22 protein-coding genes, 1 tRNA gene and 1 other annotated feature are annotated in these 21,314 nt (G+C 62.4%); of the genes, 9 read left to right on the top strand and 14 right to left on the bottom strand.

The features are described from left to right. Positions 1-2 precede the first annotated feature (2 nt). The 4 genes from topA to SLG_RS11110 all read left to right on the top strand — a co-directional run bounded on the left by topA (position 3) and on the right by SLG_RS11110 (position 6,309). Positions 3-2,606 (top strand): type I DNA topoisomerase, encoded by a 2,604-nt coding sequence (gene topA, locus SLG_RS11125; RefSeq protein ID WP_014076565.1) that lies wholly within the window; start codon positions 3-5, stop codon positions 2,604-2,606. A 159-nt stretch (positions 2,607-2,765) separates the two neighbouring features. Further along, positions 2,766-3,671, top strand: coding sequence for a sulfate adenylyltransferase subunit CysD (gene cysD, locus SLG_RS11120; RefSeq protein ID WP_014076564.1), 906 nt, complete (start codon positions 2,766-2,768; stop codon positions 3,669-3,671). Next, complete coding sequence (cysN, locus tag SLG_RS11115) at positions 3,671-5,578, top strand: sulfate adenylyltransferase subunit CysN (RefSeq protein ID WP_014076563.1); 1,908 nt, start codon at positions 3,671-3,673, stop codon at positions 5,576-5,578. The genes cysD and cysN overlap by 1 nt, the downstream gene beginning before the upstream one ends. Beyond that, entirely contained in the window at positions 5,569-6,309 is a 741-nt protein-coding gene (locus SLG_RS11110; protein WP_014076562.1) for a 3'(2'),5'-bisphosphate nucleotidase CysQ, read from the top strand. The genes cysN and SLG_RS11110 overlap by 10 nt, the downstream gene beginning before the upstream one ends. A 353-nt stretch (positions 6,310-6,662) precedes the next feature. On the opposite strand, the gene SLG_RS11105 is transcribed toward SLG_RS11110, so the two are convergent. The 6 genes from SLG_RS11105 to SLG_RS21745 form a co-directional block, all read right to left on the bottom strand. After that, a protein-coding gene (locus tag SLG_RS11105) for an IS3 family transposase (RefSeq protein ID WP_148276566.1) occupies positions 6,663-7,891 on the bottom strand; the annotation gives its coding sequence in 2 pieces (ribosomal slippage) (positions 6,663-7,603 and positions 7,603-7,891; 1,230 coding nt in all). Then, positions 7,494-7,610, bottom strand: a sequence feature (AL1L pseudoknot). (Overlaps the previous gene by 117 nt.) Before the next feature lie 250 nt (positions 7,892-8,141). Further along, entirely contained in the window at positions 8,142-9,080 is a 939-nt protein-coding gene (locus SLG_RS11095; RefSeq protein ID WP_014076559.1) for a phytanoyl-CoA dioxygenase family protein, read from the bottom strand. After that, the gene (locus tag SLG_RS20935; protein WP_269453879.1) at positions 9,080-9,955 is read right to left on the bottom strand and encodes a DUF5672 family protein; all 876 of its coding nucleotides are present in this window, start codon (positions 9,953-9,955) and stop codon (positions 9,080-9,082) included. The genes SLG_RS11095 and SLG_RS20935 overlap by 1 nt, the downstream gene beginning before the upstream one ends. Next, complete coding sequence (locus tag SLG_RS11085; RefSeq protein WP_014076557.1) at positions 9,930-11,549, bottom strand: glycosyltransferase family 2 protein; 1,620 nt, start codon at positions 11,547-11,549, stop codon at positions 9,930-9,932. Before SLG_RS11085 ends, SLG_RS20935 begins: the two co-directional genes overlap by 26 nt. A gap of 267 nt (positions 11,550-11,816) precedes the next feature. After that, positions 11,817-11,891: transfer RNA gene (locus tag SLG_RS11080), tRNA-Thr, on the bottom strand. A 162-nt stretch (positions 11,892-12,053) separates the two neighbouring features. After that, the gene (locus SLG_RS21745; protein WP_158512716.1) at positions 12,054-12,206 is read right to left on the bottom strand and encodes a hypothetical protein; all 153 of its coding nucleotides are present in this window, start codon (positions 12,204-12,206) and stop codon (positions 12,054-12,056) included. A gap of 119 nt (positions 12,207-12,325) precedes the next feature. Here SLG_RS21745 and SLG_RS11070 point away from each other — a divergent pair, with 119 nt between their 5' ends. From SLG_RS11070 to SLG_RS11050, 5 genes are all read left to right on the top strand, one after another. Next, positions 12,326-12,541 carry a hypothetical protein gene (locus SLG_RS11070; protein WP_041391941.1) on the top strand — a complete coding sequence of 72 codons (216 nt, stop codon included), beginning with the start codon at positions 12,326-12,328 and terminating at the stop codon, positions 12,539-12,541. Beyond that, complete coding sequence (locus SLG_RS11065) at positions 12,541-13,053, top strand: hypothetical protein (RefSeq protein ID WP_014076556.1); 513 nt, start codon at positions 12,541-12,543, stop codon at positions 13,051-13,053. Before SLG_RS11070 ends, SLG_RS11065 begins: the two co-directional genes overlap by 1 nt. 233 nt (positions 13,054-13,286) lie before the next feature. Continuing rightward, positions 13,287-13,724 (top strand): J domain-containing protein, encoded by a 438-nt coding sequence (locus tag SLG_RS11060; protein WP_197535667.1) that lies wholly within the window; start codon positions 13,287-13,289, stop codon positions 13,722-13,724. A 568-nt stretch (positions 13,725-14,292) separates the two neighbouring features. Continuing rightward, positions 14,293-15,033 carry a Lar family restriction alleviation protein gene (locus tag SLG_RS11055; protein ID WP_014076554.1) on the top strand — a complete coding sequence of 247 codons (741 nt, stop codon included), beginning with the start codon at positions 14,293-14,295 and terminating at the stop codon, positions 15,031-15,033. Between the two features lie 160 nt (positions 15,034-15,193). Then, the gene (locus SLG_RS11050) at positions 15,194-15,583 is read left to right on the top strand and encodes a hypothetical protein (protein WP_014076553.1); all 390 of its coding nucleotides are present in this window, start codon (positions 15,194-15,196) and stop codon (positions 15,581-15,583) included. Between the two features lie 556 nt (positions 15,584-16,139). Here SLG_RS11050 and SLG_RS11045 read toward each other — a convergent pair. The 8 genes from SLG_RS11045 to SLG_RS11010 all read right to left on the bottom strand — a co-directional run bounded on the left by SLG_RS11045 (position 16,140) and on the right by SLG_RS11010 (position 21,281). Further along, positions 16,140-16,421: a hypothetical protein gene (locus SLG_RS11045; protein WP_014076552.1), complete on the bottom strand. Its 282-nt coding sequence runs from the start codon at positions 16,419-16,421 to the stop codon at positions 16,140-16,142. Then, positions 16,418-16,846, bottom strand: a complete 429-nt coding sequence (locus SLG_RS11040; protein WP_148276565.1) for a hypothetical protein — start codon at positions 16,844-16,846, stop codon at positions 16,418-16,420. The genes SLG_RS11045 and SLG_RS11040 overlap by 4 nt, the downstream gene beginning before the upstream one ends. Before the next feature lie 83 nt (positions 16,847-16,929). Further along, positions 16,930-17,238, bottom strand: a complete 309-nt coding sequence (locus SLG_RS11035) for a hypothetical protein (protein WP_041391936.1) — start codon at positions 17,236-17,238, stop codon at positions 16,930-16,932. Then, positions 17,226-17,804, bottom strand: a complete 579-nt coding sequence (locus tag SLG_RS11030) for a peptidoglycan-binding domain-containing protein (protein WP_014076549.1) — start codon at positions 17,802-17,804, stop codon at positions 17,226-17,228. Before SLG_RS11030 ends, SLG_RS11035 begins: the two co-directional genes overlap by 13 nt. Next, complete coding sequence (locus SLG_RS11025) at positions 17,801-18,202, bottom strand: hypothetical protein (RefSeq protein ID WP_014076548.1); 402 nt, start codon at positions 18,200-18,202, stop codon at positions 17,801-17,803. The genes SLG_RS11030 and SLG_RS11025 overlap by 4 nt, the downstream gene beginning before the upstream one ends. A gap of 15 nt (positions 18,203-18,217) precedes the next feature. Then, positions 18,218-18,643 (bottom strand): hypothetical protein, encoded by a 426-nt coding sequence (locus tag SLG_RS11020; protein ID WP_014076547.1) that lies wholly within the window; start codon positions 18,641-18,643, stop codon positions 18,218-18,220. After that, a complete protein-coding gene (locus tag SLG_RS11015) occupies positions 18,640-19,002 on the bottom strand; it encodes a winged helix-turn-helix domain-containing protein (RefSeq protein ID WP_083853371.1) in 363 nt (120 codons plus the stop codon). The genes SLG_RS11020 and SLG_RS11015 overlap by 4 nt, the downstream gene beginning before the upstream one ends. Continuing rightward, positions 18,999-21,281, bottom strand: a complete 2,283-nt coding sequence (locus SLG_RS11010; protein ID WP_014076545.1) for a hypothetical protein — start codon at positions 21,279-21,281, stop codon at positions 18,999-19,001. Before SLG_RS11010 ends, SLG_RS11015 begins: the two co-directional genes overlap by 4 nt. Positions 21,282-21,314 lie beyond the last annotated feature (33 nt).

Genomic DNA, 21,314 nt, shown 5'->3' with positions numbered 1-21,314 from the left:
TCATGAAGCTCGTCATCGTCGAATCGCCGGCCAAGGCCAAGACCATCGAGAAGTATCTCGGCGGGGATTATCGCGTCCTGGCTTCATATGGCCATGTGCGCGACCTGCCGCCCAAGGACGGGTCAGTCGATCCGGAGCATGGCTTTGCCATGGCTTGGGAAAATTATGGCGACAAGGCGCGACAGCTCAAGGCCATCACGGACGAGGCGAAGAAGGCCGACGAACTCATCCTGGCGACTGACCCTGACCGCGAGGGCGAGGCGATAAGCTGGCACGTGCAGGAAGTCCTGCGCGCCAAGAAGGCCCTGCCCGAGCGGGTGGAGCGCGTGACCTTCAACGCGATCACCAAGGCGACGATAACGGAGGCGATGAAGCATCCGCGCGCGCTCGACGACGACCTGATCGACGCCTATCGCGCGCGGCGTGCGCTGGACTATCTCGTGGGTTTCACGCTTTCGCCGGTGCTCTGGCGCAAGCTGCCGGGCGCCAAGTCCGCCGGGCGCGTGCAATCCGTGGCGCTGCGGCTGATCGTGGAACGCGAGCGGGAGATCGAGGCGTTCGTCTCGCAGGAATACTGGTCCGTCACGGCGCTTCTGGAGCAGGGCGGGCAGCGATTCGATGCGCGGCTCGTGCGTTGGCGCGGCGAGAAGCTCGACCGGCTGAGCATTGGCAAGGAAGGCGACGCGCTTGCAGCCAAGGCCGATGTGGAGGCCGGGCGCTTCACGGTTTCCTCTGTCGAGACCAAGCCCGCAACGCGCAATCCGCCGCCGCCTTTCACCACCTCGACATTGCAGCAGGAAGCCGCGCGCAAGCTTGGCCTCTCGGCCAGCGAGACGATGCGCGTAGCTCAGCAGCTCTACGAGGACGGCGCGATCACCTATATGCGGACCGATGGCGTGCAGATGGACGAAAGCGCCATTTCCGCCGCGCGCAATGCCATCGCGAAGCGCTATGATGGTGGCTATCTGCCGGACAAGCCCCGCCACTACCAGACCAAGGCCAAGAACGCCCAGGAAGCGCACGAAGCGATCCGGCCCACCGACTTCAGTCGGGAAAGCGCTGGCTCGGGTGTCCATGCCAAGCTTTACGACCTCATCTTCAAGCGTGCGCTGGCAAGCCAGATGGCGTCCGCGCGACTGGAGCGCACCGCCGTCGAACTGACGGACGGCACTGGCCAGCATGTCCTGCGCGCCACCGGACAGGTGGTGCTCTTTCCGGGTTTTCTGGCACTCTACGAAGAGGGCCGGGACGATCCTGTCGGCCGGCAGGGTGCTGGGGATGGAGAGGATGAGGAAAGCAGGCTGCTGCCCGCGCTCAAGGCGGGGGATCAGCCGGCCAAGAAGGACGTGCGCGCCGACCAGCATTTCACGCAGCCGCCACCGCGCTACAGCGAGGCGAGCCTCGTCAAGCGGCTGGAGGAACTGGGGATCGGTCGCCCCTCGACTTATGCCTCGACCATCCAGACGCTCAAGGACCGCGACTATGTGCGCATCGAGAAGAACCGGTTCTTCGCGGAGGAGAGCGGTCGGCTGGTGACGGCATTCCTCGAGCGTTTCTTCGAGCGTTATGTGTCCTACGATTTCACGGCGGGCCTTGAAGAGGAACTGGACGAGATTTCCGGTGGCCGCGCGCAGTGGCAGCAGGTGCTCGAAGCCTTCTGGCGGGATTTCAAGCCCAAGACCGCCGAGATCATGGAGCAGAAGCCGAGCGAGATCACGGCCGCGCTGGACGAATATCTGGCGCCCATGCTGTTCCCGGACAAAGGCGATGGCAGCGATCCGCGGCTCTGCCCGCTCTGCCACGACGGCCGGCTGTCACTGAGGGGCGGGCGCTATGGAGCGTTCATTGCCTGCTCCAACTATCCCGAATGCCGCTACACCCGCAAATTCGGACAGCCCGGTGGCGCCGATGGCGATGCAGCCGGGGGCAATGAGGAGCTCGGCACGCATCCGGAAACCGGCGAGCCGATCCTGCGCAAGTCAGGACGCTTCGGCCCCTATGTCGAGATGGGAAGCGGCAAGGAGGCAAAGCGCGCGTCCATTCCCAAGGATCTGCCCAATGGCGAACTGACGCTGGACTGGGCGACCAGACTGCTTTCGCTGCCACGCACCATTGGCGATCATCCCGAGACCGGCAAGCCGATCACGGCGAGCCTCGGACGCTATGGCCCTTATCTTGCACATGACGGCAAATATGCGCGGCTCGCCTCCACGGCCGAGATCTTCGAGACCGGTATGAACGCCGCCGTCGCCAAGCTGGCCGATGCAGCGAACCGGGGCGGCGCCCGCAAGGCGGCCGAGCCGCTCAAGATACTCGGCGCGCATCCGCGCACGGAAGCGGAGATTCGGCTCATGGAGGGACGCTATGGCCCTTATGTGACCGACGGCACCACCAATGCGACGCTGCCGAAGACAGTCGCGCCCGATGCGCTGACGCTGGAGGAAGCCGCACAGCTGATCGACGAGCGCGCGGCCAAGGCGCCTGCCGGGAAGCGCAAGGGCAAGGCGAAGTCCAGCGCCGGCAAGTCAGGCGCCGCGAAGAAAACGACAGTGAAGGGAAAGGCACCGTCCAAAGCCAAGAGCAAGGCCCCGGCCGCCGCGGAATGATCGCCGGACTTCGCCCTCCGCGATCGGCCTGAAGCCAGGTGCGATAGACAAATTGTTTCCTGATACAGGAAAAGCATGCTGCCTTGCGGTAGGGTCTGGGATAGCACTGCCTCGCCCATGAGGCGCCCCGAATCTCCACTCCTTGATGCAGGATGCTGAATGACCCGGAAACTCACGCACCTCGAACGGCTCGAAGCGGAGAGCATTCACATCATGCGCGAAGTGGTCGCCGAGGCGGAGCGGCCCGTCATGCTCTACTCGGTGGGCAAGGATTCGGCCGTGATGCTCCATCTCGCCCGCAAGGCCTTCTATCCCTCGCCGCCGCCCTTTCCGCTGCTGCATGTCGATACGACCTGGAAGTTCCAGGCCATGTACGAACTGCGCGACCGGATGGCGAAGGAGAGCGGGATGGAGCTGCTCGTCTACCAGAATCCGGAGGCGAAGGAGCGGGGCATCAATCCCTTCGACCATGGTCCGCTGCACACCGATATGTGGAAGACGGAAGGTCTGAAGCAGGCGCTCAATCTCCACGGGTTCGACGTGGCCTTCGGCGGCGCGCGGCGTGACGAGGAGAAGAGCCGCGCCAAGGAACGCATCTTCTCCTTCCGCACGGCCAGCCATGGCTGGGACCCCAAGAACCAGCGGCCCGAACTGTGGAACCTCTACAATGCCCGCAAAGCAAAGGGCGAGAGCATCCGGGTCTTCCCGATCAGCAACTGGACCGAACTGGACATCTGGCAGTATATCCAGCTCAACCGCATTCCGATCGTCCCGCTCTATTTCGCCGCGCCGCGCCCGACCGTGGAGCGCGATGGCCTGCTGCTGATGGTCGATGACGAGCGCTTTCCGCTGCGGGACGGCGAAACGCCGGTCATGCGCTCCATCCGTTTCCGGACACTCGGCTGCTATCCGCTCACGGGCGCGGTGGAGAGCGAAGCGGCGACGCTGAGCGAAGTCATTCAGGAAATGCTGCTCACCACGACAAGCGAACGGCAGGGCCGCGTGATCGACAAGGACGGTGGTGACGCCAGCATGGAAAAGAAGAAGCAGGAGGGGTACTTCTGATGACGGACCCCATCTACAAGACCGATGCACTCATTGCGCAGGACATCGACGCCTATCTCAGCCAGCATCAGCACAAGAGCCTGCTGCGCTTCATCACCTGCGGCAGCGTGGACGACGGCAAATCCACGCTGATCGGGCGCCTTCTCTACGACAGCAAGATGATCTTCGAGGATCAGCTTGCCGCGCTGGAAGCGGACAGCAAGCGGGTCGGCACGCAAGGCGAGGAAATCGACTTCGCGCTGCTGGTGGACGGGCTGGCGGCCGAGCGCGAGCAGGGCATCACCATCGATGTCGCCTATCGCTTCTTCACGACGGAAAAGCGCAAGTTCATCGTCGCGGACACGCCCGGCCACGAACAATATACCCGCAACATGGTGACCGGCGCGTCGACCGCCGATCTCGCAGTCATCCTCATCGATGCGCGCAAGGGCGTGCTGACGCAGACGCGGCGGCACAGTTATCTCGCCAATCTGGTCGGCATCCGCCACATCGTGCTGGCGGTGAACAAGATGGACCTGGTGGGCTACGGCCGGGATATCTTCGAGACGATCGTCAGCGAGTATCGCGATTTCGCCGGATCGATCGGCATCACCGATTTCGTCGCCATCCCGATCTCGGGTTTCCGGGGCGACAACATCACCACCCTCTCGCCGAATACCCCGTGGTATGCGGGGTCGCCGCTGATGGACCATCTCGAAAGCGTGGAGGTGGACAACAGCGCCGATCAGGCAAAGCCGCTGCGGTTGCCCGTGCAGTGGGTCAATCGCCCCAATCTCGATTTCCGGGGTTTCTCCGGGCTGATCGCGAGCGGGACTGTGAAGCCGGGCGATGCGATCCGCGTGCTGCCCTCCGGCAAGACGAGCAGCGTGAGCCGCATCGTGACGCTGGATGGCGATCTGGACGAGGCCGTTGCCGGCCAGTCCGTCACGCTGTGCCTGGCCGACGAGATCGACTGCTCGCGGGGCGATGTCATCGCGGCCGCGGACAATCCGTCGCAGGTCGCAGACCAGTTCGAGGCGACGATCGTCTGGATGGCGGACGAGGCACTCAAGCCGGGCCGAGCCTACTGGCTCAAGCTCGGCACGCAGATGGTGTCCGCGACGGTGCAGGCGCCCAAATATGAGATCAACGTCAACACGATGGAGCATCTGGCGGCCAAGACGCTCGATCTCAATGCCATTGGCGTCGCGGAACTGGCGACCGACAGGCCGGTCGTGTTTGAGCCCTATGCCGAGAACCGGACGCTGGGCGGTTTCATCCTCGTCGACAAGATCAGCAATGCGACGGTCGCGGCGGGCATGCTGCATTTCTCCCTGCGCCGTGCCCAGAATGTCCACTGGCAGGCCGTGGACATCACGCGGGAGATGCATGCCGGCCTCAAGAACCAGAAGCCGGCCGTGCTGTGGTTCACCGGTCTTTCCGGCTCGGGCAAATCGACCATCGCGAACCTCGTCGAGAAGAAGCTGCACCGGATGAACCGGCATACCTTCCTGCTCGACGGCGACAATGTGCGCCATGGGCTCAACAAGGACCTTGGCTTTACCGAAGCGGACCGGATCGAGAATATCCGCCGGGTCGGTGAGGTTGCGAAGCTCATGACCGATGCCGGGTTGATCGTGATCACGGCCTTCATCTCCCCGTTCCGCGCGGAGCGGGAAATGGTGCGGGCGATGATCCCGGAAGGCGAGTTCCTCGAAATCTTCATCGACACGCCGCTGGCCGAGGCCGAGCGACGGGACGTGAAGGGCCTTTATCGCAAGGCGCGCGCCGGTGAGCTCAAGAACTTCACCGGGATCGACAGCCCCTATGAAGCGCCCGAGGCGGCTGAGATACGCATCGACACGACCGCGATCACGCCCGAGCAGGCCGCCGACGAGATCATCGAAAGGCTGCTCGGATGGCATTGAGCGACGCGGCACTGGCGGCACAGCTCGCCGAAGTCGCGGGCCGGCTGCTGCTGGAGGTGCGCGCTTCCGGCCTGTTCGAGGGCAAGGCGCTCGGCAAGGCCGGTGACCAGACCGCCAACGCGTTCCTCTGCCATGCCATCCGCGCGCAGCGGCCCGATGATGGCCTGCTGTCCGAAGAAGCGAAGGATACGCCGGAGCGCCTGGAGAAATCCCGCGTGTGGATCATCGACCCGGTCGACGGCACGCGCGAATATGGCGAAGAGCGGACCGATTGGGCGGTTCATGTCGCGCTGGCCATTGACGGGCAGCCCGTCATCGGCGCCGTCGCGCTGCCCGGCCTGGGCGAAATCCTGCGCACGGACCGGCCCGCGCCAGTGCCGCCGCCGCCCGAGACCCTGCGCATGCTGGTCAGCCGGACCCGTCCCGCTGCGGAAGCGGTCACAGTCGCCAGCGCGCTCGGCGCGCAGCTGGTGCCCATGGGATCGGCCGGTGCGAAGGCCATGGCCGTGGTGCGCGGCGAGGCGGACATCTACCTGCATTCGGGCGGGCAATATGAGTGGGACAGCTGCGCCCCTGCCGCGGTTGCGCTGGCCCATGGGCTCCATTGTTCCCGGATCGATGGATCACCGCTCATCTACAATCAGCGCGACGTCTATCTGCCCGACCTGCTGATCTGCCGCCATGAGCATGCCCAGTCCGTGCTGGACCTCGTCCGCGCGCAGAAGGGGTGATTGGGCGGCTATTGATGCTTATGCGCGTGCGATAGGTGTCGTTTGCGGATCATAGCGTTGAGGGCGGCGATACAGATTATCTCGCAGACTTTGCGTCTGCACCCCAGATGCGCCGAGCGCCGCGTCAACTTCCGCGCACACGAGACCTTTGCGAAAGATGGATTGCCGTCTGATTGTTGAGGATGGTGCCGTTTATGACGCTGCATCGGGCTGCTTTTGTGGTGCTACCAAGCGGATTTTGCGCCGGGGGCGCTCAGGCGGTGATGCGGCGCGCATCGTGAGAGCCCGCGTTATTGCATCCGGCGGAGGCCATATGAACCGCCCCGGGATTGTGGGAGGCCATTCGGCTTAAATTATGCGGCCGTGGGAGTGTCGTCCACCATGGCGTAGTAGCGTTTCTCCGCTTCGGCCGGTGGTATATTGCCGATGGGCGCGAGAAGCCGGCGGTTGTTGAACCAGTCCACCCATTCCAGCGTGGCGTATTCGACTGCCTCAAAGGATCGCCACGGACCTCGCCGGTGGATCACCTCGGCCTTGTAAAGGCCGTTGATCGTCTCGGCCAAAGCGTTGTCATAGCTGTCCCCTACGCTGCCCACCGATGGCTCGATCCCGGCTTCGACAAGGCGCTCGGTATACTTGATCGAGACGTACTGGCTGCCGCGGTCGCTGTGGTGGATCAGGCCACCGCGATGGACAGGACGCCGATCATGGATCGCCTGCTCGAGGGCATCCAGCACGAAGCTGGCGTGCGCCGTCCTGCTCACCCGCCAGCCCACGACATAGCGGGCATAGACGTCGATCACGAGGGCCACGTAGACGAACCCCGACCACGTCGCGACGTAAGTGAAGTCCGAGACCCACAGCATGTTCGGTGCCGGCGCATGGAACTGCCGGTTCACCTGATCGAGCGGGCAAGGCGCGGCCTTGTCGCTCATCGTCGTGCGCACCGGCTTACCGCGGATCACGCCCTGCAAGCCAAGATCGCGCATCAGCCGTTCCACCGTGCATCGGGCGATATCGAAGCCTTCGCGCCGCATCTGTCGCCACACCTTCCGCACGCCGTAGACGCCGAAGTTCTCGGTGAAGACGCGCACCACCTCCGGCTTCAACATCTGATCACGCTGAGCACGTGGAGATAGCCGCGAGGGATCGCGCCGCTGCGCCAGGTGCTCATGGTAGGTGGATGGGGCGATCGGCAGAACCCGGCAGATCGGCTCGACCCCATAATCACCGCGATGCTCGTCGATAAACGCGATCATCGCTTGAACGGGCGGTCGAGCTCCGCCTGGGCAAAATATGCGGAGGCCTTGCGCAGGATCTCGTTGGCCTGGCGCAGCTCGCGGTTCTCGCGCTCCAGCGCCTTGAGCTTGTCAGCCACCTCGGTGGGCACGCCGGCTCGCTTGCCGCTGTTCACCTCGGCCTTTTTCACCCACTCCAGCAGCGTGTGCCCCGAACAGCCAATCTTCTCGGCAATGGATGTGATCGCCGCCCAGCGGGACGGATGGTCGCCTTCGTGATCCAGCACCATGCGGACCGCCCGTTCACGAACCTCCGGTGCAAACTTGTTCGTCGTCTTGCTCATCGTAGACCCTTCCTCTCAGGAGTTCGGGCCTCCGGCAATCCCGGGGCGGTTCATTGTTACAGGCCAGAGGTAGAGTCTCGCTCCTACATCTGCGAAATCGGGACAATCGAGCCCAAGATTCACACTCGATCTAACTCGTCAAATGCCAGGACTAACGCCTAGCACTCTGTCCAAATTTACGGGCTCACCACAGAGCTCCGTCATTGCGTTGATGCTCCCCCTTCGATGAAAATACTGACCGCCACGTTCATCAAATTCGGATCCTCTTTATTAAGCGCCGCCGGAAGGAAGCACGAGGCGTTACAGGAGTTTTTGGCAGTGCTTCCCCCAGGTAGCGATTGAGGCGGGGTTGCCCGTCATCAATTCCCACGAGGTCGCGCAACCGCAGTTGCCCCAATGCTTCATCGGAGAAAGCCGGCGTATAATAGATGCAGTCATCGAAATAATAATGGGTCACCTGTGACCATCTCGTGAGATGGGGGTTGGCCTGAGGCGTGCCGCCATGCAGCAGGTTCGCACACCAGATCAGGGCTTGCCCTTTTCGCGCGAGAAAAATGTCCTGCCGAGCATCGCACGCGTCCCGCATTGCGTCCCAGGCCGGCCCATAGGGATCTTGCGCGGACTGCAGGTCGCTACCGAAGCCTCGCCGCCCGATCATCGCGTTCGTCATGATCGGCCAGCGATGCGATCCGGGATAATAGAATAGCGGACCAGCGTCGGCGCCAATATCCTCCATTGCCAGCCACACTCCGCACATGAAACGTTCGGGGAGGCTCGAAAAATGGACTGAATCGGAATGGGCGTCCTGCTGCGTTCCCACCGGGAAGTTCAGCGTTTGAAAAGGAAAAACGCGACGGCCATAAAGTTTGCTCAGCAGGTCCATCACTGCGGCATTCGCAGCGATTGCGCGCACATCTTCGTCAAATGTCCAGGCATCCTGGATGCGGCGTTCGCCTACAGTCTTGTCGCTTTGCGGATCGTTGAAATCGATCCCGTATCGCGGCCCCAGGTTATGCTTGATCCGTTCAATTCGCGCGTGAAGGTCGGCATCCGGGAAGTCCAGCACGGCATAGCCATTTTCATGGAGGCTGGTCGCGATCCTTTCCTCTTCGGCCGTTAATCCCAGCGAATCCTTAAGCTTGGGAAACAAAGGCGATTCGACCAGCGGCACACCGGGAAGAGGATTCATCACAATTCGTCAGGCCTTTCTGCCGGGCCGGCATGGGCGTCATCACGGCCACTTCCCCTTAGCCGATCTGCGACATGGTCCAAAATCATTCTGATCGCGCGCGGGAGGCCCCCGGCGCCGCGCCCCACTTCCCCCAGGATACGCGCAAAATCGTGCTTGATCGTGCCGCGATCATCGAGACCCTGATACAGGGACCAGAAAGCCTCGACACCAATCGCGCGGGGCATGTGCCACACGCCATGATAACCAAAGCCGCTCCCGAGTTCTCCTGCCCGTTCCGCCGCAAAGAGATCGGCGAGCGCCCGCGGCGCGAAGCGCATCCCCTTGCTTTCAAGCCAGGTGCGATTGACTCGCCCGATGGCGATATCTTCCGGGTGGGACTTCCTGAACTCCGGCTCCCTGCAGGCTTCCATCAGACGCTTGCTGCGCAGGGAAAAGCCTCCATTCCCGACATCATGGCCATCGTCGAACTGGGGCCAGCTTGCTCCTATGTAATCATAAGCGAGAAATTCAGGACGCCATAAATGCGGGGCGATCACATGCCCGTCCCACTGTGTTACCAGGCAGTGGGAGGTTTCTACATGGTCCGCCAGGGCCGAGAGGAGAAAATCGGAATAAGCGGCTGACGATTCCAGTCGTGATATCGGAACAACCGTAATTTTCCGAGGATCGATCGAAACCGGCCTATTGGTAAACAGCTTACAGGCCCCGAAGTCAATTTCACCCAGGCTCCTCTCCAATGCTTGAATAGTCGCCGCAATATTAACTGACGTGACCGCGCACAGGGTTACTTCCGGCAACGCAATTCGGCCAACGGACCTGGTTTCTGGTTCGACCAACATAATGTTTTTATAGGTCCACGACAAAAAGCTCACTCGCGCGGCTTAGCTGCGGATGATGAAAGGGATCGACTGCCGTGTCAGTACCCCATCGCTGTTTGAGCGCTGCCAGTTCCCCGGCAAACCGCGCCGCTCCGGCAGGGTCGCGGTCAAACCCGCGTGAAACCGATTCATGGTGGATCAGCGTCGCACGAGGCTCATAAAAAGACTGCCATCCCCGCCGATTGAGGCGCATGCAAAGGTCCACATCGTTGAAGGCGACCGGGAAAAGCCGCTCGTCGAGCCCGCCCACCGCCAGAAATCGCTCTCGCTCAACCACAAGGCACGCCGCAGTCACTGCCGAGGTGAATTGGGGCAGCGCGTGGCGATGGAAGTAACCCTCTTCCTCGGGACGCAGGAAGCGATGGGCATGTCCAGCTGCATTGCCCATGCCGATCACGACGCCTGCATGCTGTATCCGACCATCCGGATACAGCAGGCGAGCCCCCACCGCCCCAACATCCTCGCGCACGGCCTGAACCGCCAGTGTCGCCAGCCAGCCCGGCTCGATCACTTCGATGTCATTGTTCAGCAGGCATAGAAGCGGGGTGCGCGCCTGCTCCACGGCACGATTATTGATCGCCGAATAATTGAACGCGCCGGGGTGGCGTATCACCCGGTGGCGCGCCGGCTCGAGACCGGCGAGAAAGGACAGGGTTTCCGGATCGTCGCTGTCATTGTCCACGATGATCACGTCCACGTCCGGATAGTCCGTGCGCGCGATGCCTGTGATGCAAGTTTTCAGCAGATCCGCTCGGTTGCGTGTGGGAACAATGACAGTGATGGGCGGCAAGTCCCGTGACAGAACTGCAGGAGCCGGGGGCACATGGGGACGCGGACGATCGTTCCTGTGGTGCAGTATCTTGCGAACATGCAGCGGCGCCTCCTTTCCCATCGCCTGAAACACCAGCTGGCGCATCCAGTCGTTCGCCCCCGCAATCGCCTCCAACTCGTCGCGAGATGCACGCAGCACACAGGTGCCCGAAAGATAGTCGAAATGGCAGAACAGCTCGCTGTTCCCGTCGGGCTTGAAATGCGGCGCGGTGCGCCGGCCCTTTCGGGTCAGAAGATCGTCATCGGCATATACCAGCCGTGATTCCGTCCCGGAGATCGCGGCTCGGTAGGCGCTTGCGGCGCTTGCGGCGAGCTTATCACCAGCCGCAATCGGCATCAGCCAGGGCGCGACACTCCAGTCGATCTTCTGGATCGCCTCGGAAAGGGTAGGCGTATTCTCCGAGCCGATCACCAAGGACGGCAGGCCTTCGGAGGCCAGATTCCGTAGAGTTTGCTCCACAAGTGCCTGATCCGCGCCGCCCTCGACCAGCGCCAGTATGGAGGGTGCCGTTCCACGAAGATGATCGGGAGGGTTGGGTTTTTCTTTCCGGAGCACCCACGCATCGTAGGCTCTTCTTGAAGTGCCGAGCAACGGAGCCAACTGGCTGCGCGAACGTACTTTCTTGCGACAAAGACGCCACCATAGGGCCGTCAGGTAAGCAGGAGGATTGGAACGAAAAGCGTCCGCATGGATGGAGAGTTTCAGCCAGCGGCTCGCGATCCTTAACGGGTAGGGATATTCTGGGCTCGATCGCATTTAAGCCTGCAATAGCGAATGGCACGAAGGAAACAAACGGGGAAACGAGAGTTGGGCCGCCGCGATTGCCTTTTGATTGCGCGCATCTGAGAAGCAGCTGAGCTCGATTTAAAAATTTGGCCTGCGACGGTTTGGAAGACACCGAGACAAGGCGTTTTCCTCGAACGGAGAGCATCAATGCAACGACGGAAGCTTGCGTGAGTTTGGCAATCGTACCATCACACTTGGAGATCAAACATCTAAATGGTGGTGGTTGTGGTGGATTGCTGGTGCCGGATGAGGGATTCGAACCCCCGACCTTCGGTTTACAAAACCGCTGCACTACCACTGTGCTAATCCGGCGATTGGGGATTTCCCTAGGTTTTCCGGGCTACACGGTCAACTAGGAAAGCGCGAAACACGCGCCCCGCATCGGTTCATGGTGTCACAGAAAGTGGCACAACCTGTTCCCTTACTGTTCACGGAAACAAACGGCCCCGGCAGCGCCTGCAATCGCCCCCGAGGCTACTTCTCTCGCCGCTTAAGCTCTGCCTCGACGGCCTCGCGCACGAAGTCTGTGCGGTCCTCGCCATCCTTCAGCACACGCGCGATGCGCGCGAACGTCCCCTCGGCGAACCGCGCCTGCATGTCCTCGGCCCATCGTTTGATTCTGCCCACGCGTCGGGGCGTATCGCATATGACTTTGTGTGCCAAGGCTGCATTATTTCTCATATGAGGTATTGACCCTATAAGTGATATGAGATAAATAACTCATATCAGATACGGAGGCAAGCACGATGGAACGGACAGTCAGAAAGAACTCGAAGGAATTCACCTCGGCAATCGCAGCTGCCACGGATGTTCGCGTGTACTCGCTTGATAATTGCTTCTCCGGCGCGCAGGTCGAAGGCTTCCCGACCTGGATAGACGACTTCAAGCTTTACGTGAACGGCGATCAGTACAAGGCTCGCGTTCACTCTAACCTCTGGGTTGAATTTAAGGTGGCAGCATAATGGTTGCGCACCTTGAAGACGTGGAGCGCCTCTTCAACGCAGTGAAGAACCTGCGCGACGAGCGCAGGAAGATGCAGAAGTTGTCCGATAGGGCGCTTCACGCTGAAGGCCCGAAGGCATCCCAGAAAGCGAACGTCAACCTAAATTGGCAGGCGTTCCACATCAACAAGATCGAGCATGCCGTTCATGCCGCCGCCGTTGACTGCGGGTATGCGGACATTCGCTCCACCGAACATTATCGACCCTATAGCGTCAAGCTAACTGGCTTTCATGAGTACGAGGTCGTCCCCGACAAGCCTCGCTGCCTCAAAGAGGGGGCAGCGGTGACAACGCAACTCACCGCTGGCATCGAGCTTGCCGCCAAATTCGTTGAGAAGCGCCGCGACGAATACGTGCAGGAGCATGGCTCTTACGACCCTTCTACCGGCGTGACCGAGTTTCCCGGGAATGGAGACGAATATGTCGACGAGCTTGAAGAGATCATCGAAGGCATTCGCGCGGTGAAGTCATGAACGGCCCGGCAGCGCCTGCCAGCGCGACCGAGGCCTGCCACACGAACGCATAGGGGTGCGTTGATATGACTAGTGCCAATACTGGTGTCCAAGCGTTCCCGCTTCAATGGCCAACTGGCTGGCCACGGGAGCGATACCGCTCCAGCGCGAAGTTCGGCACGACCGGGCGCAACGGATACAAGACCAATCTCACCGTCGCAGATGCACGTGCCCGGCTCCAGAATGAGTTGGACATGCTGCGCGCCGGTTATGTGACGCTCTCCACAAATCTGGAGACGCGCCTTGATGGTAATCCGCGCTCCGGCCAGCCAGAGCCGCAAGACCCCGGTGCCGCTGTCTATTTCCGCTTGCAGGGCAAAGACACCGTGCTCGCCTGCGACAAGTGGGATCGAGTGGCAGATAATATCGCTGCCATTGCCAAGCACATCGAGGCACTGCGCGGGATGGATCGCTGGGGCGTCGGCACGGCAGCGCAGGCCTTTGCGGGCTATCAGGCGCTCCCTGCGCCGGAGCAGTGGTGGCAGGTGCTTGGCGTGCCTGTTTCGGCCACGCGTGAGCAAATCAATGCCGCCTATCGCTCGCTCGCCATGAAAGCCCATCCCGATCAAGGCGGCAGCGATGCAGCAATGGCGCGGCTGAATGCCGCACGCGAACAGGGGTTGAACCAGTGAGCAGAGACGGATGCTCCGGCAAGAAGCGTCACCGGACAAGAGAAATCGCCTGCATCGTCGTCAAGCGGCTGAAAAATTGCGCGATGAATGTCTATTGGTGTCCCAAGTGCAAGGGGTGGCATGTGGGGCACTCACGCGACCCTTACCGCATGGCGCAGCGCGTTGACCAGATACTGGCGCAACACGAGCGCGCGCTTCAGGCCCGCCTCTCCCCCTCAAACACAGGGGCGGAGGGGTGAGCCTCCGAGCTGATACACGGCCCGCCAGCAAGCCGATCTCTGGCCGCATAGTCACCCTGTTTGGCCTTCGCTACCTTCTGGACCGCATCGGTTACGACCCTTGCGACGAATGGGACGCGAGTGACATTCTCGGCCTACCTGACGGCCTCACCTATCGGAATGGCAGGATCGAGTTCGATTGCGTCCGGTGCGGCAACCCTTCCGAGTGGCCCGTTGAGGTGGAGTTGTTCGTCTATGGCGACGACATGAACCTCTGCGGCGGTTCTCCGAGGTGCTGCCCATGACCTTCCTCGATCGGATATCCCCCTTCTCATTGAAAGGAAGCGTGCATGACACAGACACCCACGCCCGCCGCCGCCGAGCAGGGCCTCGGTGAGGTTTTTCCGTCCGCGCCGAAAAACCACGAGGGAGCCGAGACGTTGTTCTACAACGATAGCGGCGACCCGATTTCGCGCGCTGAATTGATTGCCGACTTCAAGGGGTGGCTTGATCCGTTCTGGCAGCGCGCCCTCGACTATTTGCTGACCACGCCCGCCGCCCCTGCGCCCACATCGGCCGAGCAGCCGCAAGATGGGGCGGGGGAACTGCTGCCGTGTCCATGGTGCAATAATGCGGACAAGCTTGCCGTACGCCAAAACGCAGAGAGCGCGCCATATTTTGTGGTTGAGTGCGATATCTGCGATTGCGCGGGCCCGATGCTTGCAACATCTGACGAAGCCATAACCGCATGGAACAAGCGCTCCACTCCCCCGCCGCCTGCCGTTGGGGTGACGGATGCTGATTACTCCTTAGCCGACCAATTGGTATCTGCGGCCAACATTGTTTCGCATGACGGATACTATGAGGCGGATATTGACAAAGTTGCGGCCACCCTTGCTGCCCACCGCCTCACCCACGCCGGACCATCGGCCGCGCGGGAGGAGGTGCTGGAGGCGCTGAAAGACGCCGCGAACGGGTTTGCCGCGCTCAATATCCTCATAAGCACCCTTTCAGGAAAACCGTCCGTCATGGCTGAAACGTTTGAAGAACGTACCCGCGCCACCCTCGCCAAGCTGGAGAGCGGTAAGTGAGCGACTTCGGAAAGCATAGATGGCTCTGTAGGATGGGCATCCACAAGATGCGCACGGTTGAGCGTAAGCCGCTGCCGCCCGTTTTGCCGAAGTTCCCTCATCCGGAATTTGTGAGGGTGCTTTGCCTGCGTTGCTGCAAATCCGACTGGTATATGCGCCCATGACCGCGCCCGATCCGGTGCCAGCGGCGGGGCTGGTGGTTCTGCGCCGCGCGCGGGAAGTTTACCTCCAGTACATGGAGGCACATGCGGCAGAGAAAGGTGTCGCCCTTGCCATCGGCGAGGCGGAACGTTGTTTGCGGGGTGACCTTGATAACCAGCATGGTGTCAAGATCGCAATAGGCGCCATTCTGGACACGACTGACCGGATGGCCGATCTTCTCGCCACCGAACGCCAGCGCGCAGAGCATGCAGAGAAGAAGCTGGCGGCACTGGCGAAGGCGGTTGACGACGAGATTGTCTTGCGACTGTGCGATGAGCCTTTGAACCGGGCGTACAGCGAAGCAGTGTCGCATCTCGCCTCTCTCAACACCCCGGAGCAGTCAGAATGACCACCCCCTCCGAGATAGCATCGCGGCTGAGCGAGGCGCAGAGAAGCGTAATTAGGCGTATGACTGGGGAATATAGTCCGCCGCCAAGAGGTGTTACCCGGCAGGCAGTGGCAGCACTGGAGTGCCGTCATTCATCTCTGGTGCAACGTGAATGGCCGGATGGGTGCGCCGGGTGTACATATTATCGCCTCACCCCGCTCGGTCTAGCCGTCCGCGCAATCCTGGAGGAGCAGAAAGATGTCTGACTTCCTTCTCGGCGCCCGCTTCACTCTCGGCCTTGTGTGGCTGTGCTGGGGGTGGATGGCGGTTTGACGTTGGAGCGTGAATCCAGTATATCAGAGCTGTGACGCGGTCGCCCGGAGAAGGTGGCTGTGTGAGGGTGACGACCCAAGGGTGCCAATAGCTGTGTCACGAGGTTCCCGCTCTGCTTCGGCATCGGGCTTGAAGGCGAGGCGCAGCCTCCGAGTGCTGCACAATGCGTGATATCGAGCGCACCTCGCCACTTTGCTTAACACGTCCCGAAAACATGTTCGCGAAATGGCAGGCGCTTAACAGGTCATTCCTTCGTGCACTGATCCAGTGCTCCCTCGATGCGATCAGCGAACTTGCCCGGGCCGCTATATTCCTCCAGCTTGGCCGCCAGCAAGGCGACGAGCGTCCGCAGATCGGTCGGCAGCGGGCGCGCCATCGGCTCGGGGCGCTTCGGCTTTGTGGCATTGCAAGGTCGAGGAACCTCGACAACCTCCCGCACGATCTTGATTTGCGTCGCGGGCGGCGTCGGAACGGTCCTGGCGCAGGCCGTGAGGCCAAGCACCGCCAGTATCAGTATCGCTCTCATATGCCGCTCAGTGCCTCCCGTAGCTCATCGTCGACGCCGCACATGGACGGCCCCTGCTTCGCGATCTCGCGCAGCCGGGCAATCCGCTGGTCCGTCGTGGTCGCCGCCTTGTCCATCGCGGCGAGGCGCCGGGCATCATCCTCGGCCTGCTGTCTGTAAGCCTCGGCGCGCCTGTCGCTCTCGGCGCTCTTGGCATCAAGGGCACGGGTCAGGTCCACGATCGATCGCTCCTGCATGGCGTGCTTGTCCGCCCATGTCCTGTTCTCGCGTGCGAACTGGTCCCGTTCTGCCGTGCGGGCCGCGCGCAGGCCGTCCACCCGGAAACCCCATGCGAGGGAAATGGCAAGCGCCACCACCAGAGCGCCTACTCCGATCAGTTTCCAGTTTCCTCGCGTGAAGGCTATTGCAGAGGTGAGGGGGATCATGATATAATTTCTCTAATAGAACCCGGCCGGCCTCTCGAAGTGAAAGGTTTGATCAGCCGAGTAGTGAAGCACACTGCGCCGGGTCACTCTTCCTTCACCGGAACAGGCTTGTCAGCAGGTTGATCGATCTGGACCGTTCGACCTTCCGATGCAGCCTTGATGGCGTCAAATGCGCGTCCGGTGTTCTGCGTGGCCTCTTCGTCGCGCCTGTCACTGCGGAACAGTGCGCCGATGATGATCCCAACCGGGGGGCCTAGCTGGAGCATCGCATCCTTAATCAGCGAGACGTTCTCGACAGGCATAGGTCGGAAGCCAATAACCCATAGTGTGGCGTAGTAGGCCACGATAAACAGAGTGCCGATGATAATGCGGGGGTCGGTCACCGCGCCCAAGCCCCTGTCTTCCCGTGCAGCCACGATAGGAACTGGCCGACTGTCTTCCCTTTCAGAATGGACGGGTTGGCCTTTGTCGCGGCATCCCCGGCGATCAGGTCGGCGCGCGCGTTGACATCGGCCTCGATCACCTTCGCGGCGGTCGCCGGGCCAAAGAAGTGCGCAGCATAGAGTGATGCCCGGTTGATCGGGATGCCCCGGTTGCGGAGGAACTGCGCGTTCTTTTCCGTGAAGGTCTTCGCGCGGGCAAGCTGTTCCTCGACCGTTGGCTTGAGGCCGCCGAACGCCTGCGAGGGATCATTGCCCCACTTGCCGCCTTCGCCCAGCCACGTCGATTTGATGAACTGGTAAAGGCCAGACGCGCTTGATGTCGGCGCCTTGATATAGGGCCTGTCATTGCTTTCGATCTTGCTCAGCATCGGCCAGTAGTCATCAGGGATGCCCGGAGCAGCCGCACTATGCAGGCCAAGAGCTTTGGCAATAGCATTCCACGTCTGCGGGCCTGCTACGCCATCTGCGGGGATATTGAGATGACCTTGCACTGTCTTGATGATATCGACGCTCATTCGCCGCGCTCCTTTCGTGCCAGCGTGTCAGCCGCAGCGACCTTCGCGGCCTCCTGCGCGATCACGCCTTTGATGCCGAGCTGAGCGCGCAAAAGCGCCATCTCCTGCGCTTGTTCGGCGTGCTTTTCGTTGCACTGCGCCAGCTCGGCGCGCATTGCCTTGTTCTCTGCCTTCAGTTCAGCGACATCCCGACGCAGCCCCTCGATCAACTGGTGCTGGACCGTATCGAGGCGCTGCTGATTGATGTCGGTTCGCCCGGCAATGAAGTTGAGCATCCACCGAAAAAACAGTAGCAGGCCCATGAAGACGCCGGCGCCACCGCCAATACCGACGCCGGCCGCCCCGCCGACTTTGAGCCAGTCCAGAAAATCGCTGTCCATGTTCAGTGTGCGCCCCATGTTATATTCTCCAGATCACTGCGGCGCGGGGGTGGCCACGATGCGCACGTAGCTCCTGCGCCCGCCGGTGCCGCTCGCCTCGACATCGATAAAGGTGTCCGCACTGGCCTCCCCAAGCAGGGGACGCAGCCGCACCGCCTTGGCGGCAGCGGCGGTCATGGCCTTGCGCTCGGCCGGGTCGATGCCGATCCGGCTCAGCAGCGCGTCATGATCGGCCATGGCCCAGGCCAGTGCGGCCCGGGCATCCATCGTCGCGATGCGCGTGTCCCGCCCACCTGCAGCGGGGATCGGCGCGCTGTCCATATAGGCCTGGACATGCCATTGGGTCGGGACACCCGTCTCTGCGGGCGCAACACCCGGCGCGGTGGGCCGCACGAGCTGGTTGAGCTGGGCCGCAGCAGGGGATGCGATGACGAGGGTGAGGGCAATCAGGCGCATCATGGATTGTCCTCCATTTTGAGCCGGTATCCCCAGCCATGGATATTCTCGATCTTCACGGGCTTGCCGATCAGGGCCTTGCGCAGGCGGCTCATATGGACGGGCACGGCCCGCGCGCTCGTGTCCTCGCCCAGCAGCATCTCGAAGGCGCCGAGCCCCACCTCGCCGAACCGCAACAGCAGCGAGAGATATCGGCTCTCCATGCGCCCGAAGAGCGGGATTTCCCGGCCATCCCAGAAGGTGCGCCAGGGCTCGCTCATGACCATGAGTCGGCCGCGCTGCACTTTCAGCGGCATCGGCCGGTTGCAGCAGGGGCAGCAGGGCGGTTGCCCGGCGACATCGATGCGGGACGGAGCGTTCATGACGCCGGCTGCGCCCAGACCGCGTCGCACTGATTGCCGGTCGTTGTGGTCTGGCTGTTGGCCCAGCGCAGGCCGATGCTGGAGGCTGCGCTGTAGGTGATGGCGTCGGCGCTGTCCTCGATGACCTTGGTCCAGTCGCCAAGGTCATTGCCCTGCCAGACTTCCCAGTGATCGCTGTCGGCCATCTCCGGCGGCACCGCCATGAGCTTGATCTTCCGCCCGACGATCGGCGTCAGCACAGATGCCGCGAGCAGTTGGGTACCGCCGGTCTGCGCCAGCTCGATCTTGTCGTTGGCGCTGTCATAACCCACGCGCAGTCGATTGCTGCCGTCCGTGTAACGCAGCAGCATGCCGTAACCCACGGCCGTGTCGCTCGCACAATAGAAGGTCGCGCCGGCCTTGTAGACCGCCGACGGGGGCGTCCATGTCATCTTGTATGCCGAGGCATTGCTCGGATAGACGCGCCCGGCATTGATGAGCATGGCGCCGGATTGCGCCGCCCAGGCTTGCCCCGAATCGGCCGTGTGAGCGCTGAGATTGGTGCCGTCCGCGCTGCCAAACCGATCGATCACGGCGGGATAGGCCGCCGTCACGCGCGCGGAGAGGGACGTCTTAAGTGTGCTCGATGGCAGGCTGTCGAGTGCCCATTGCGCCTCGTCGCAATCGTCGACATCCCGGCTCCACTCGGCGGCCTCGACAAGCATCTCGGCATAGGATTTCGTCGGCCATGATCCGGTTCGGAAATGCGCGTAGACCGTGCGAATGATCTCGGCGCGCATCCAGTCGTAGACACTGCCGGTGGGCAGGCTGAGGGACCAGTGCGTGCCGTCCGATGCAGCGGCGCGCCTGCGCATCGCGGGAATGTAGAGGTCGCAGTGCTGCACCCCTGTCGCGGCGGAGATGAGGCTGGCGTCGCGCGCCGCGATCCGGGGGCCGAAGACCTGCTGCTCATAAGGCAGCATGCCGCCAGCTTGTGCGGTTGGCGTGACACCCGAATAGGCGCGGAAGGTGCGGCGGATGGAATAGATTTTCGCCCATGCCGGGATGCCGCCCGCGATCGTCGCGACATAGGCGTCATAGGCATCACCAAGCGCCGTCAGGGCGCTCGGACTATCATCGTCAATCGGCCGCGCGGCGGTGACATCGTTGCCACCGCTATTACCCTCATAGACGGCCCCGACGATGTCCCCCCACAGGGCAAGACCGGCCGCCGCGTCGGATGCCTGATGGGCGAGCGTCGCGCCGCCAAGCGCCCAGTTGAACCAGATCGGGTCGGCGCCGGGGTCGGCCGCCACGATGGCGTCCTCCATCTCCTTGCTGTTGACCGGATAGGCTTCGAGCGATGCGCCGATGCTGGCGAAGATGTTCGCCCGGAAGTCGGGGCGCAGATACAGCGCGGGATACCAGAGCGAGGCGCCGCCGGTGGGCGCGGTGATGGCCAGCCGCACCCATGCGCCGCTGGGCAGTTCCGTGCCCGGCCCCTTGACCCGCTGGCGGCGATAATGCGCGCCGAGCGCTGTGCCGCCGGCGCCGCCGTTGTTGGTCGGCCAGGCCATGGCGGCGGTAAGCGCGGTCCATGTGCCGTTGCTGCCGTTCGTGCTGTCGAGAGAGTAGGCTGCGGCAACCGCGCCGCCCGTGGCCGATACCATGTAGAGGATATCGAGGCCGTTGGCCGGGACGGCTTCGGCGAGCCGCCATGCGAACGTCTCCGTCGCGCCGGACGCGATGGAGCGGGTCAACCGGCTCTTGAGCGTCTTGTTGCCTGCCAGTGCCGCCTGAATGCCGGAATCGCTGCCGGAATGATAGCCGGTCGACACGGCGACCCGCACCGCATCGGTCCCGGGTGTCGGCGTCGGCGTGGGGGTGGCGCTACCAACAAGCGCACTTGTCGTGGCGCCGAGATCGTCCTCGGCGTAGACCCGATATTCGTAAGACCCATCTGCCTGCACAGCCCCCGCCGTGCTCCAGCGCACCAGTGTCCGCCCATCGGCGATCATGCTTTGGGCAAGGGCCAGCCTAGAGGCGGTCGTGGCGGCCAGAATGTCGATCCTGCTGTCCCGGTAACCGACGCCGACGCCCGGCTCATATTCGCGCAGCACAACGGTCGAGACGGGGTAGGGCAGGCCTTCACTGCGGAGCTTTCCGTTGACCGTCGAGAACCCCGGAGAGCCATCGGCCAACACCTCGACATTGCCAGTGGTCAGGCCGTTGATCGTCGCCTGAAACGGGCTGCCCTGCACGCCCTGAGTGGTCGAAAGAGTAAGTTCGCCGAGAGCCATGCCGCGATCCTGTTGAGGTTCGCAGCAAGGGTA

Origin of the sequence: Sphingobium sp. SYK-6 (assembly GCF_000283515.1) — a bacterium.
In the GTDB taxonomy this organism is placed as follows: Bacteria; Pseudomonadota; Alphaproteobacteria; order Sphingomonadales; family Sphingomonadaceae; genus Sphingobium; species Sphingobium lignivorans.
The sequence above is the reverse complement of the archived record's forward strand: the minus strand, read 5'-3'. Positions and strand labels throughout refer to the sequence as shown.